Origin of the sequence: Polymorphospora sp. A560 (assembly GCF_045781765.1) — a bacterium.
In the GTDB taxonomy this organism is placed as follows: Bacteria; Actinomycetota; Actinomycetes; order Mycobacteriales; family Micromonosporaceae; genus Polymorphospora; species Polymorphospora lycopeni.
Window position 1 is genome coordinate 2,770,965 of record NZ_CP122282.1, and the last position, 12,763, is coordinate 2,783,727.

The 12,763-nt window shown below is 74.1% G+C and carries 11 protein-coding genes; 8 read left to right on the forward strand and 3 right to left on the reverse strand.

Annotated features, from left to right (window positions below; all coding sequences use genetic code 11):
- Positions 1–35: 35 nt before the first annotated feature.
- From QCD66_RS12600 to QCD66_RS12615, 4 genes are all read left to right on the forward strand, one after another.
- The gene (locus QCD66_RS12600; protein ID WP_375733455.1) at positions 36–1,217 is read left to right on the forward strand and encodes an AAA family ATPase; all 1,182 of its coding nucleotides are present in this window, start codon (positions 36–38) and stop codon (positions 1,215–1,217) included.
- Complete coding sequence (locus QCD66_RS12605; protein WP_375733454.1) at positions 1,214–4,798, forward strand: DUF5682 family protein; 3,585 nt, start codon at positions 1,214–1,216, stop codon at positions 4,796–4,798. Before QCD66_RS12600 ends, QCD66_RS12605 begins: the two co-directional genes overlap by 4 nt.
- Positions 4,795–6,714, forward strand: a complete 1,920-nt coding sequence (locus QCD66_RS12610; protein ID WP_375733453.1) for a hypothetical protein — start codon at positions 4,795–4,797, stop codon at positions 6,712–6,714. Before QCD66_RS12605 ends, QCD66_RS12610 begins: the two co-directional genes overlap by 4 nt.
- 88 nt (positions 6,715–6,802) lie before the next feature.
- A complete protein-coding gene (locus QCD66_RS12615; protein ID WP_375733452.1) occupies positions 6,803–7,096 on the forward strand; it encodes a hypothetical protein in 294 nt (97 codons plus the stop codon).
- A gap of 31 nt (positions 7,097–7,127) precedes the next feature.
- Here the strand turns inward: QCD66_RS12615 and QCD66_RS12620 are convergent, their stop codons facing one another.
- Positions 7,128–7,772: an alpha/beta fold hydrolase gene (locus QCD66_RS12620; RefSeq protein WP_375733451.1), complete on the reverse strand. Its 645-nt coding sequence runs from the start codon at positions 7,770–7,772 to the stop codon at positions 7,128–7,130.
- A gap of 106 nt (positions 7,773–7,878) precedes the next feature.
- On the opposite strand from QCD66_RS12620, the gene QCD66_RS12625 reads away from it, so the two are divergent.
- Positions 7,879–8,247, forward strand: coding sequence for a hypothetical protein (locus QCD66_RS12625; protein ID WP_375733450.1), 369 nt, complete (start codon positions 7,879–7,881; stop codon positions 8,245–8,247).
- A gap of 252 nt (positions 8,248–8,499) precedes the next feature.
- On the opposite strand, the gene QCD66_RS12630 is transcribed toward QCD66_RS12625, so the two are convergent.
- Both QCD66_RS12630 and QCD66_RS12635 read right to left on the reverse strand, forming a co-directional pair.
- Complete coding sequence (locus QCD66_RS12630) at positions 8,500–8,961, reverse strand: SRPBCC family protein (RefSeq protein WP_375733449.1); 462 nt, start codon at positions 8,959–8,961, stop codon at positions 8,500–8,502.
- 16 nt (positions 8,962–8,977) lie between these two features.
- A complete protein-coding gene (locus QCD66_RS12635; RefSeq protein WP_375733448.1) occupies positions 8,978–9,838 on the reverse strand; it encodes an enoyl-CoA hydratase-related protein in 861 nt (286 codons plus the stop codon).
- Between the two features lie 119 nt (positions 9,839–9,957).
- On the opposite strand from QCD66_RS12635, the gene QCD66_RS12640 reads away from it, so the two are divergent.
- From QCD66_RS12640 to QCD66_RS12650, 3 genes are read left to right on the forward strand one after another with little or no spacing between them, the layout of a single operon-like run.
- Entirely contained in the window at positions 9,958–11,196 is a 1,239-nt protein-coding gene (locus QCD66_RS12640; RefSeq protein ID WP_375733447.1) for an aspartate aminotransferase family protein, read from the forward strand.
- On the forward strand, positions 11,193–12,218 hold the full coding sequence (locus tag QCD66_RS12645; RefSeq protein ID WP_375733446.1) for an SDR family oxidoreductase: 1,026 nt from the start codon (positions 11,193–11,195) through the stop codon (positions 12,216–12,218). The genes QCD66_RS12640 and QCD66_RS12645 overlap by 4 nt, the downstream gene beginning before the upstream one ends.
- Positions 12,219–12,243: 25 nt before the next feature.
- A complete protein-coding gene (locus QCD66_RS12650; protein WP_357534638.1) occupies positions 12,244–12,717 on the forward strand; it encodes an SRPBCC family protein in 474 nt (157 codons plus the stop codon).
- Positions 12,718–12,763 lie beyond the last annotated feature (46 nt).

The following is a 12,763-nucleotide window of genomic DNA, read 5'->3' on the forward strand; positions in this document are numbered from 1 at the left end:
ACCCCACCCGGAACCAGAGAGATCGAGGAACACAAGTGACCGTGACGGAACACGTCCGCCCGCCGGAGACCGCCGCCCAGGTCCTTTCGGCCGAACAACGTTACGCCGACGAGCTGGTCTTCCTGGCCGCGTACGACGACGGGGCCCGGCCACCGGGCTGGGCGCTGACCCCGCGTGCCGTGGTCACCTTCATCCGGGGCAGCGACGGCGAGGCGTTGAAGCTGCCCGCCGGCCGGCGCACCGGCCCGGACGGCACCGAACTGCCGGCCGGCATGACCATCTCGCCGAAGTTCGTCGGTGAGCGGAGCCTGGTCGAGCGGTGCGTGGTCACCCTCGCCGGCGAGCGGGGCCTGTTGCTGGTCGGCGAGCCCGGAACCGCCAAGTCCATGCTGTCCGAGCTGCTGGCCGCCGCGGTCTGCGGCACCAGCGCGCTGACGGTGCAGGGCACCGCCGGCACCACCGAGGACGCCTTCCGGTACGGCTGGAACTACGCACTGCTGCTCGCCCAGGGGCCGACCCCGCAGGCGCTGGTCGACTCGCCGGTGCTGACCGCGATGCGCACCGGCCGGGTGGCCCGGATCGAGGAGGTCACCCGCTGCCTGCCCGAGGTGCAGGACGCGCTGGTGTCGATCCTGTCCGACCGGCGGATGAACGTGCCGGAGCTGGCCGGCACCGGCGACGGCCTGATCCGGGCGGTGCCCGGGTTCACCGTGATCGCGACCGCCAACCTGCGGGACCGGGGCGTGTCGGAGATGTCCTCGGCGCTGAAGCGCCGGTTCAACTTCGAGACGATCCACCCGATCGCGGACGCGGACACCGAGACCGACCTGGTCCGCCGGCAGGCCACCGCCGCCGTGCAGCGCGCCGGCGCGACGTACGCGGTGGACGACTCGGTCCTGGACGCCCTGGTCACCGTGTTCCGCGACCTGCGTTCCGGCCGATCGGGCGAGGGCTGGGACGTGGAACGGCCCGGCACGGCGATGTCGACCGCCGAGGCGGTGCAGGTGACGGTGTCGCTCGGTCTGGCCGCCGCGTACCTGCCCGGCGGGGACGCGCTCGACCTGGTGCCCGGGCACCTGCTCGGCGTGGTACGCAAGGACGACGAGAACGACCACGCCCGGCTGCTCGGCTACTGGGACGGCCCGGTCCGCCGCCGCGCCGAGGACGGCTCGGCGATGTGGCGCCGGCTCTGGGACCTGCGGGAGAGCCTGCGGTGACGACCCTGTCCAGCACGGCGACCGACACGGCCCCGCCGACCGCCGACCCGGTGGCGGCCAGCCCGTCGACGGCCCCGCCGACGACGGCCGACCCGCGAGCCGTCGTCGACGCCCTCGCCGGTTCGGTCCGGCCCTACCTGATCGGGGTGCGGCATCACAGCCCGGCTCTGGCCGCGGTGGTTCCGGCACTGCTGGACGCCGCCGGGGCCGAGGTCGTCTGCATCGAGCTGCCGGCCGACTTCCAGCGCTGGCTGCCGTACCTGTCCGACCCGGCCGCGAAGGCTCCGCTGGCCCTGGTCGGCAGCCACGGCGCCGACGGGCCGATGGGCTTCTACCCGTTCGCCGACTTCTCCCCGGAACTGGCCGCGATCCGCTGGGCCCGGCAGCGCGGCGTCGAGGTGGTCTGCTGCGACCTGCCGCTGGCCGACCCCGGCTGGACCGCCGACACCACCGACCCGGACGCCGGTGAGCCGCTGCCCGGCCCGCGCCGGTCCTACGCCGCCGCGCTCAGCGCCAGCGGCACCGGCCGCGACGGCGACGACCTGTGGGACCGGGTGGTCGAGGTCCGCGCCCCCGGCTGCCCGCCCGAGGCGGTCCGCCGGGCCGCCCTCGGCATCGGCTGGGCGATGCGTACCGACAACGCCGGCGGCGACGGCGTACCGGCCCGGGACCTGGCCCGCGAGCGGCACATGCGCCAGGTGCTGGCACAGGCCGGCGCGGACGGCCGGCGGGTCGCCGCGGTGATCGGCGCCTTCCACGCCCCGGCCCTGCTGGCCGCCCCGGACCGTCCGGACCGGTCCGGGCCGGACACCACCGATGGCGGTACCCCGGCGACCACCTCGCTGGTGCCGTACGCGTTCGACCTGCTCGACTCCCGCTCCGGCTACCCGGCCGGAATCCGCGACCCGCGCTGGCAGCAGCTCGTCCTCACCGCCGCCGGCGACCCGGAACTGATCCGGGCCGCCGCCGCCCGGGCGGTCACCGACCTGTGCCGGGAACTCCGCCGGGCCGGGCACATCGCCGGCACCGGTGAGGCCGCCGAGGCGGTACGGCTGGCCGACGACCTGGCCCGGTTGCGGGACCTGCCCGCCCCCGGCCGGGGCGAGGTGCTGGAGGCGGTGACCACCGTGCTCGGCCAGGGTGAACTGCTCGGCCGGGGCCGGGCACTGGCCAAGGCGCTGGAAACCGTGCTGGTCGGTGCCGAACGGGGGCGGATCGCCCCCGGTACGCCCCGGTCCGGGCTCGGCCCCGCCGTCGAGGCGGAACTCGGCGGGCTCCGGCTGCCCAACCCGGACAGCCCCAAGTCCCGCGAGGTCCGGCTGGACCCGCTGCGTACCGAGTTGGACGGGCGCAGAGAGATCCTGCTGCAACGCCTCCAGGTCTGCGGCGTCGGCTACGGGGAGCCGATCGCGGTCTCCGGCACCGGCGACGGTGCCGCCCTGACCACCCGCTGGCAACTGGCCTGGACGCCGTCGGTGGCGGCGCGGCTGGACCTGGTCGGCGTACGCGGGGTGACCGCGGCGCTGGCCGCGGCCGGCACCCTGCGGGAGCGGTTCCGCCGGGAGGCCGCCGAGGGCGGCCCCACCGGCGCGCAGCTCCTCACCGGGCTACGCGACGCCGCCCGGTGCGACCTGCCCGAGCTGGTCACCGACCGGCTCGAGCTGGCCACCGTGGTGCTGCCGGGCACCGGTACGCTGCCCGAACTGCTGGCCGCACTGGACCTGCTGGAGGCGTTGCGCCGGGAACACCTGCCCGGCACCACCGTCGACGGCCGGGCCCGGGCGGCCGAGCTGGCCGTCGTGCTGCTGGACGCGGCGGTCCGCGGGCTGCCCGGCCTGGCCGGCAGCGACACCGCGGCCGACGCGGCCGCGCTGGTCGACCTCGCGGTCCGGGCCGGCGAGGAACGGATCGGCCTGCGCCTGGACGAGGCGCTCGACCACCTGGCCCGGGCCGGTTCGCCGCTGATCCAGGGCGCCGCCCTGGCCGCCCGGGTGCTGCTCGAACTGACCGGCCCGGAAACCCTGGGCAGCCGGGTGGCCGGCTGGATCGACGCGGCGACCGGGCCGGACACCCGGCGACACCTGCGCCGGCTGCTCGGTGGTCTGCTCACCGCGGCACACCCGCTGCTGCAGTCCGCCCCGGCCGCGCTGAACCCGCTGCTGGAGCGGATCGAGAGGCTCACCGACGCCGACTTCCTGGACCGGCTGCCGGCGCTGCGTGGCGGCTTCGACGTGCTCACCCCGGCGGCCCGGGACCGGATGCTGCACACCGTCGGCGAACGGCTCGGCGACCGGCTCGATCTGACCCTGTCCGCCCCGCCCGAGCTGCTGGCCTCCTGGGCCGCCGCCGACGCGGCCGGCCGGGCCGCCCTGGCCGCCCGCCACATCCCGATCCCGGACCCGTCGACGACCGACCCGCGAGCCGTGGTCGACGCCGGCTCCGCGGCCGGGCCGGACACGCCGACCGCCCGGATCGCCCCCAGGGACCGGTGGCGGCTGCTGCTCGGCCGCCAACCCGACCGGTTGCCGGCCGACGCCCGCCGCTACGCCCGCGCCCTGGACGAGCTCTACGGGGCGGGGCAGGGCGAGGGCGCCACCGACCTCGGCCAGGCGGCCGGTGGCGGCCAGGAAGCCTCCTTCCCGACCGCCCGCGAGTGGGCCGACGAACTCGAGGCGCTGTTCGGCACCGCGGTACGCGAGGAGGTCATCGCCCGGGCGGCCGAGAACGGCCGTACCGACGTGCTCACCGAACTGGACCCGGCCGCCGTACGCCCCTCGATGGAACTGCTGACCTCGGTGCTGTCGCTGGCCGGTGGCCTGCCCGAGGCGCAGCTGGCCAAGCTACGGCCACTGGTCCGGCGGCTGGTCGAGGAGCTGACCAGGGAGCTGGCCACCCAGGTGCGTCCGGCGCTGACCGGGCTGACCAACCCGCGTCCGTCCCGCCGTCCCGGCGGCCGGATCAACCTCGCCCGTACGCTGCGGGCGAACCTGGCGCACACCCAGCGGCTCGGCGACGGGCGGACGGTGGTGGTGCCGGAACGCCCGGTCTTCAACACCCGCACCCGCACCGAAGCCGACTGGCGGCTGGTGCTGGTCGTCGACGTGTCCGGCTCGATGGAGGCGTCGGTGGTGTGGTCGGCGTTGACCGCCGCCGTACTGGCCGGGGTGCCCACCCTGTCCACCCACTTCCTCGCCTTCTCCACCGAGGTGGTCGACCTGACCGACCGGGTCGACGACCCGCTGTCGCTGCTGCTGGAGGTGCGGGTCGGTGGCGGCACGCACATCGCCGCCGCGCTGGCCCACGCACGCTCGCTGGTGACCGTGCCGAGCCGCACCATCGTCGCGGTCGTCAGCGACTTCGAGGAGGGCTACCCGCTGGCCGGGCTGCTCGGCGAGGTCCGCACGCTGGCCGGTTCCGGCCTGCATCTGCTCGGCTGCGCCGCGCTGGACGACAGGGGAGTGCCCTGCTACTCGGTACCGGTCGCCGAGCAGCTTGCCGCGGCCGGGATGCCGGTCGCCGCTCTCAGCCCGCTCGAACTCGCCCGCTGGGTGGGCGACCGCATCCGCGGAGGATCACGTTGACGGACCGTACAGCCATCGCCGTGGACACCGACCGGTTGCCGCCGGTGCTGCCCGGGGTGGCGGCCGCCGCGGTGGCGGCCCTGCCACCCCGGCTGCACAAGCGCCTGGACGCCACCGTCGAACGACTGGCCGGCGTACCGGTCGGCCGGGTCGACGGCGGCGTGTCGGTCGACTGCGGCCCCGAGGCACTGGTCACGCTGACGCCCGGACCGACCGGCGCGGTCACCGATCCGGACCAGGCGCGGTGCAGTTGCCTGTTGACGCCCCGCTGCCTGCACCGGACCGCAGTCCTGGTCGCCTGCCCGGTCGCCGACCGGGCCACCCACCCCGATCCGGCGGCCACCTCCGCTGGACCGTCGACTTCGGACAGCGCCGGTGCGGCCACCGGCCGGACCGGGCGGACCGGAAAGACGGCGGGCGCGGCCGCCGGGCGGAACACGGCACCGACGAAGGCGCAACGGGCCGCCGCCGAGGCGCTGTGGCGGGCCGCCGCCGCGGTGCTCGCGGCCGGCGTACCCGCCGCCGGCGCGGTCCCCCAGGCGGAACTGCTGCGGGCCGCCCACGGCGCCCGGCTGGCCGGCCTGCCGCGGGCCGAGAGCGCCGCGCTGCGCACGGTACGTGGCCTGCGCGCGCACCGGGAACGACAGACCGGCCACCGGCTGGCCGAGCTGGTCGAGGTGCTGCACGACCTGCTGTACGTGTCCGGCCGGCTGGCCGCCGGCGATCCCGACCCGGCGCTGGTCGGCATCCTGCGCCGGGCCTACCAGCCGGACGGCACGCTCGACGTGTACGGCGTCTGCCGGGAACCGGTGATCAGCGCGACCGGGTATGCCGGGGTTGTCACCCACCTGGTCGCCGCCGACGGGCGCCGGCTCTCCTTCGGCGACGTGAAACCGGGCGGCCCGGACCGGGCACGCGACTGCGCCCGGGCGGTCACCGAGATGGGCGCGGTCGCGGTCAACCACGCGGTGCTGGCCCGTGGCGGCCTGCGGATCACCGGCACCACCGTCGCCCCGGACGGCCGGCTCGGTGCCGGCAAGGGGGTCCGGGCCACCCCGATCCCCGGAACCGACTGGTCCACCGGACCGCTGGCGGACCTGTTCGCCCGCCCGCTCGCCGAGGTGGTGACCGCCCAACTCGCCACCGACGACCCGGAGGATCCGGCCCGGGCCGGGACCGCGCTGATCGGCTGCGACCTGATGGTGGTCGGTGCCGTCGGCGACCAGGTGCTGGCCCGCGAGCTGGCCCCCGACACCGACGGCGGACCGGACCGGGCACCGGTGCCGGACGGGCCGGTGATCCGGCTGGTGCCGGCCAACTCCCACCCGGTGCTGGCCCACGTGGCCAACCTGCGGCGACTCGCGTCCCGGCCGGGCCTGCGGATACGGGTGGTCGGCCGGCTCGACCCGGACCGGGCCAGCACGCTGCACCCGCTCGTGGTCGGCCCGGTGCCCGGTGCCGCCGGGACGCTGCGGCTGCCACCGGACTGGCACGGCCGGGCGGATCTCGGTTACGACGAGCTCCAGGGCGGGCACCTGCCGCCGCGCGACCCGGCCGCGATGGCCGAACCGGTACTCGCCGTCGGCGCCGACACGGTCGCGGAGTCCCCGCTGTGGCGGGTCCGCCGACTGGTGGAGTTGGCCGTCTCCGGCGGTCGCCGCGCCGTCGCCGAGGCGGCCCGCGGCGACGCCGCCGGGCTGGCCGGTCCGCTGCGCCGTGCCGGCTTCACCACCGCCGCCGCGGTGGCCACCGCGCTCGCCGACGAGGCCGACCGGTGCGGCCGGGACGCGTTCGGCCGGCGTACCGATCCGGATTCGGACCGGTACGCCTGGGCCTGGCTCGCCGTGACCGTCCACCTCGCCGCCGCCGAGCGGGAGCTGATCCGGTCCTCATGGACCGTTCCACCCGCCGGCTGACCAGTTGGAGCCTGCTCGGGCGGGGCGGCTGACCGCACGACGACCGGGACACCGGTCACAGGCCGGGTGCGGCCCCCGGCGCAGCGGGTTGCTGCGCCAGGGGCCGCCGGCCTTCCTGTTTGCGCTGGCCGTCGCGCGGACACTCGGCGCCACGCCCGCACAGGCCAGCGTCGGCCTGGCGGTAGCGCAACTACTTCTCGCCATACCCGGCGTCGCCGCGGGAATCCCGACCGGCATAGGGCTTCTTGCGTTCGTCAGCACCGGTGAGGTCCAGTACCTACCCGGTTCCTGGCTGCTCGCCGTCGCGGCGCTCACCGCCATCTCTGCGATGGTTGCCACCCGGCGCCCGGTCGCGGACACACTCCAGAGCGCACCGACCTGACAGCCGTCAACGGCCGTGGTACCCCTCGCCGTCAGTGCGGCAGGTAAGCGGTCAGCCGGTCGGCGAGTTGCTTCGGGTGACTGAGTGCCACCGCGTGGCATCCGTCCATTACATCCGGGGTGACGCCGAGCCGGTCGGCGGCCACCCGGTGCTGGAAGTCCGCCGGGAAGAACCGATCCTCGTGGGCAATGAGCACCTTCGTCGGCACGTCCGGCCAGGCGTCCAGAGGCCACGGCTCGTTCCATTCCGCGCTGACCTGCTCCCGGCCATGCTTCGCGGCCTCCGCGACGACCTCGGCCGGCACGCCGTTGTGGAACTGCTGCTCCTCGCTGAGCCCCTCCGCGGTGCGGTGACCGGTGTTGTCCCACCAGTCCCCGGGCTTCTCACCGGGTGCCGGGATCATCGGAGTGAGCAGGACGATCAGTCGCACAGGCAGCTTGTCGGCGATCAGCGGCGCGGTGAACGCACCGTACGAGTGTCCGACGACCACAAGGTCGTCCCGGTCACCGATCGCGTCGACGACCGTTTTGCGGAACTCGGCGAATCCCGCCGACCTGTCCTCGATCGGCAACTCCGGCACCACCACATCGTGGCCGCGGCCGACCAGCTCAGGCACCAGAAGATGCCAGTCCCAGGCGCTACCCCCGCCGCCATGGATCAGAACGAACGTCGCCATGCCCCGAAGCCTCACACACGGGTACGACAGCCAGGCACGCGGCCCGGTGTGTTCACACCAGGTCAGTCGCCGAAGACCCCACCGCCGGCACTGGCACACTTCCCGCATGAGCTACGACCTGGCGGTGTGGGAGGGTGACACGCCCGCCGACGACGAAGCGGCCGGTGAGGCGTATGAGGCCCGGTATCAGCGGTATTTCGAGAGCGAGGAGCAGCCGCCCACGCCCCGCATCCGCGCCTACGTCGATGCCGTGGCAGCCCGATGGCCCGATCTGTACGGCCACGATCCCCAGCTCCACCCTCTGTCGAACGGCCTCATCGACGAGGCCTCCGGCCCGATGGTCTACTTTACGATCCCGTTCAGCCGGTCCGATGAGGTTTCCTCCGCGGCTGCACGGATGGCCGCCGACCACGGACTTGTTTGCTACGACCCGCAGTGGGGACACCTTCGTCCCGCTGCCGGTCACGACGACTGAAGCCGAACCATCACGGGCCATCCGCGGGCCGGTAGCCGTGACACGCAGCGGTCACGGGCGGGCCGAAACTGACGGCGCGCCGGACGTTCTATCGAACCCCCTGGAGGTTGAGCGATCGGCTGCCCCGGGCAAGGACCGATTCGCCCGGCTGGCGGAGATCCTGTCGGATATGGAGCGGCCCGCCGTCTCGACGGCTCGGGCTTGGTCGACGCGGCAGTGGAGGTTCGCCTCCGGGTGCGAACGGGACGTCGGTCAGTGGCGCTCGACGTCGTCCTTGAGTCGGGTGAGCGTCTGCCGCATCCCTTCACGGTTGGCCGCCGGCCGGACCTTGGCCACCTTGCCGGTGAAGATCCGGCCGAGCACCATGGCCGCCCGGTTGCGCCGGTCGTGCCAGTACTCGGTCACCTCGGTGCCTCCGTCGGCCGGGGTGAACCGGTAGCCCCAGCGCGCCACCGGCTGGCCGAAGGCGGTGACGTCGAAGGCGAACTCGCGGCCGGGCTCCGCGACGACGACCCGTCCGGTGGTGAACCAGAGGAACGGGCCGCGCCGGTTCCAGCCGACGAAGCGGCGGGGGCGGCCGCCGTTGCGGGCGGTCACCCAGATCGCGAAGCACTCCGGGCTCCACCGGGTCATCCGCCGCAGGTCGGCGACGGCGGCATAGACGGTCTCGGTCGGCGCCGCGACGGTGATCCGCTCCGCGAGTTCCTCGATCATCCCGCCACCGTAGGCGTCATTCGCTGTCACGGCGAGCCCTCGACCCGTTTTCCCAGGGTAGGTAGCCGGGCAGGTCGGTGCTGACCCGGCCCGGGAACGCGGGCTCCCGGCGCTGCCGGAAGGAGTCGAAGCCCTCGCGGGCGTCGGGACTGTCCAGACTGTCGGCGGCGAGCCGGGAATCCAGGCGCTGGACCGGGTACGGCGAGTCCAGGGCGCTCATCCGGTAGAGCAGCTGCCGGATGACGGCGACGGAGACGGGCGCGGTCGTGCCGATGATGGTGCGGGCGAGCTGGTATGCCTTGTCCAGCAACTGTTCCGGCTCGTGGACACTGTGGACGAGGCCGGCGTCGAGCGCCTCGGCGGCGTCGAAGGCCCGCCCGCTGATCATCCAGTCCAGGGCGCGACCCATCCCGACCAGCCGGGGCAGGAACCAGGCGGAGGCGCCCTCGGCGTAGATGCCGCGCCGGCTGAAGACGTACCCGAACCGGGCGTCGGTGGCGGCGAGCCGGTAGTCGGCGGGCAGGATGATGGTCGCGCCGGCGCCGACGGCCGCACCCCGGATGGCGGCGATGACCGGCTTGTTCATCGTGTAGATGCGCATCGAGCAGCGGCCGGCGGGCTCGTCCCACTCCCCGGCATCACCGTCGGCGGGCGTGTCGAACTCCGATATGGACAGGTCGAGGCCGGCGCAGAAGTGTTCGCCGGCGCCGGTGAAGACGACCACGCGTACGTCGTCGTCGTGGTCCGCCCGGTCGAAGGCGTGCGCCAGTTCGTCGGCCATCCGTACGGTGTAGCCGTTGCGGGTATCGGGCCGATTCAGCGAAATCGTCGCAATCCGGTCCGCGACCCCGTACGTGATCTCGCTGTACGCATCCACGCCGGAAACCATAGATCGCCGGTGGCCGGGCGGCAATCGTCGGTCCGGGGCGGCCGTGCGCCAAGCTTCTTTCGGGCCGTGACCTTGCCGGCTGAAGATCGTTCGGGCAGACTTCCGCCGTGTCCACCGATGTCCTCGATCTCTACCGCCGGCACCTCAGCGACGGGCAGGGCCGCGTGGCCGCGATGCTCAACACACCGCTGGAGATCGGTGCCACCGGCTCCGTCGTGCACACTGAGGACGGCCGTGACCTGCTGAACTGCGGCGGCTACGGCGTCTTCTTCGTCGGCGCCGGCCACCCGCGGGTGCTCGCCGCCGTCCGCGACCAACTGGAGCGGCAGGCACTGTCCACCCGGGTGCTGCTCAACGAGCCGGCGGCCCGGGCGGCCGAAGCGCTGACCTCGGTGGCGCCGACCGGGCTGTCCAAGGTGCACTTCTCCAACTCGGGTGCCGAGGCGGTGGAGACCGCCATCAAGATCGCCCGGGCGAACGGGCGGCACCGGCTGGTCTCCATGCACAGCGGCTACCACGGCAAGACGACCGGGGCGCTGTCACTGACCGCCCGCGCGCTCTACCAGGATCCGTTCCGGCCGCTGCTGCCGCAGGTCGGACACGTCCGGTTCGGCGACCTCGCCGCCCTGGCCGACGTCGTCGACGGCGAGACCTGCGTGGTCGTGGAGCCGATCCAGAGCGAGGGCGGGGTGATCATCCCCGAGCCGGGCTACCTCGGCGCGGTCGCCGCGCTCTGCCGCGAACGCGGCGCCCTGCTGGTCCTCGACGAGGTGATGACCGGACTGGGCCGGCTCGGCACCTGGTGGGGCGCGGACCGCGACGGCGTACGGCCGGATCTGCTCCTGGTCGGCAAGGCGCTCAGCGGCGGGCTGGTGCCGGTCGCGGCGACGCTGGCCACCCCCGAGGTGTTCGCCCCGTTCGACAAGGACCCCTACCTGCACACGTCGACGTTCTCCGCCAACCCGCTGGCGATGGCGGCGGTCCGGACGACCGTCGAGGTCCTCCGCGACGAGGGGCTGGTCGACCGGGCCGCGGGGCTGGGCGGCCGGCTGCTCGCGGCGCTGACCGATTCGGTACGCAGGATCGGGCACCTGGTCGCCGAGGTGCGCGGCGCCGGGCTGCTGATCGGCGTGGAGTTCCGCGGTGGGGAGCACGCCGCCGAGTTCCTGATGGACCTGCTCGACAACGACGTGGTGGTCAACCACTCGATGAACGCCCATCCGGTGCTGCGGCTGACCCCGCCGGCCACGATGACCGCGGCCGACGAGGAACGCCTGACCGCCTCCTTCGACCGTGCCTGCGCCGCGCTCGCCAAGCGCTTTCCGGCCCCGGGCGTCGCCGGATGAGCGGCCGTACGGTGCTGGTCACCGGCGCCAGCGGCGTCGTCGGCACCGCGGTGCTGCCCGAGCTGGCCGACTACGACGTGATCGCCGGGGTGTTCCGGCGGCTGCCGACCGGCTCGGACCGGGCGGTCCGGCTCGACCTGCACGCCCCGTCGCTCGGGCTGGACCGGCGCGCCTACCGGGAACTCTGCGCCGAGGTCGACGTCGTGATCAACTCGGCGGCGATCGTGAACTTCTCCGCCGACCAGGCGGAGGTCGACCGGCTCAACATCGAGGGCCTCGGCCGGGTGATCGAGTTCGCCGCCGAGGCGGACGCCCTGCTGATGCAGGTGAGTACGGCCTACGTGGCGCGGCACGGCAAGGCCGGCGGCGGCGAGCGCCGGGGCACCGAGAAGGGGTCGGCGCGGACCGACGAGTACGTGGCCTCGAAGTACCTCGGTGAGGTGATGGTCCGCGACAGCGGCCTCGACCACGTCATCGTCCGGCCGGCGATCGTCATCGGCGACTCGACGACCGGGGTGATCCGGCAGAACCAGGCCGTGCACACACTGGCCGAATACCTGCTGACCGGTCGGCTGCCCTTCATTCCGGCACACCCGGGTACCTTCTTCGACCTGGTCCCGCAGGACCTGGTCGCCAGGGGCATCCGCGCGGTGCTCGACGCCGACCTGCGCGCCGGCGAGTTCTGGTTGACCGCCGGTCCGGCCGGGGTGCCGGTCGAGCGCTACCTCGAACTGGTCACCGAGACCGGCCGGGAGTGCGGGCTGGACGTCCCGGCGTCCCGGGTCGCCGATCCGTCTATCGTGGACCGGCTGGTCCGGCCCGCGTTCGCGGACGTGCTGCCGGCGGAGGACCTGGCCCGGTTGGACTCGGTGGTGGCGGTCTGCGGCCTGGTCATCATCCCGGAACTGTTGCCGACGTCCTTCGGCGCGCTGCCCGGCGGTCCGGCCGCCCTGACGCCCGCCGAGGTCGAGGACGCCTGGCGACGCTCGATCCGCGAACTGATCCGCGGCCTGAAGAACTGATCATCTACCCGACTGAGGAGCCACGATGGAGTGCTCGGTCGTCGTGCACGCGCTGCTACCCGGCGCCGACGCCCAACGGACGTTCGACCGGCTCGCCGACTTCGGCGCGTACCCGGAATTCACCGATGCCGTGCGGACGGTCGCGGTCACCAGGATCAGCCCGACCCAGGTGGAGTCGGCGTGGGAGGTCAACTTCCGTAAGGGCATCCTGGTCTGGACCGAGCGCGACGACATCGACGCAGTGGCCCGGCGGATCGACTTCGCGCAGACCAAGGGCGACTTCTCGGTCTTCACCGGCTCCTGGCTGGTGGTCGAGGAGGGCGACGTGGTCCGGGTGGAGTTCGCCAGTCGGTTCGATCTCGGCATCGCCTCGCTGGCCAGCCTGATCGACCCGGTGGCCTGCGCGGCGCTGCGGGACGCGGTCGGTGACATCCTGCGCGGGCTGTTCGGCGCGGACATCGAGATCGACGCGGTCGAGGCGGCCCCGGTCGCCGTCTAGGTTCCCGAGCCGGCCCGTGCCGGTGCGGCCCGCTGGCCGCACCGGC

Excerpts from the sequence above, each read along its gene's own strand:
- QCD66_RS12625 (WP_375733450.1), top strand. The coding sequence starts at position 7,879 with ATGAGCTACGACCTGGCGGTGTGGGAGGGTGACACGCCCGCCGACGAC.
- QCD66_RS12645 (WP_375733446.1), top strand. The coding sequence starts at position 11,193 with ATGAGCGGCCGTACGGTGCTGGTCACCGGCGCCAGCGGCGTCGTCGGC.
- QCD66_RS12630 (WP_375733449.1), bottom strand. The coding sequence starts at position 8,961 with ATGATCGAGGAACTCGCGGAGCGGATCACCGTCGCGGCGCCGACCGAG.
- QCD66_RS12620 (WP_375733451.1), bottom strand. The coding sequence starts at position 7,772 with ATGGCGACGTTCGTTCTGATCCATGGCGGCGGGGGTAGCGCCTGGGAC.
- QCD66_RS12650 (WP_357534638.1), top strand. The coding sequence starts at position 12,244 with ATGGAGTGCTCGGTCGTCGTGCACGCGCTGCTACCCGGCGCCGACGCC.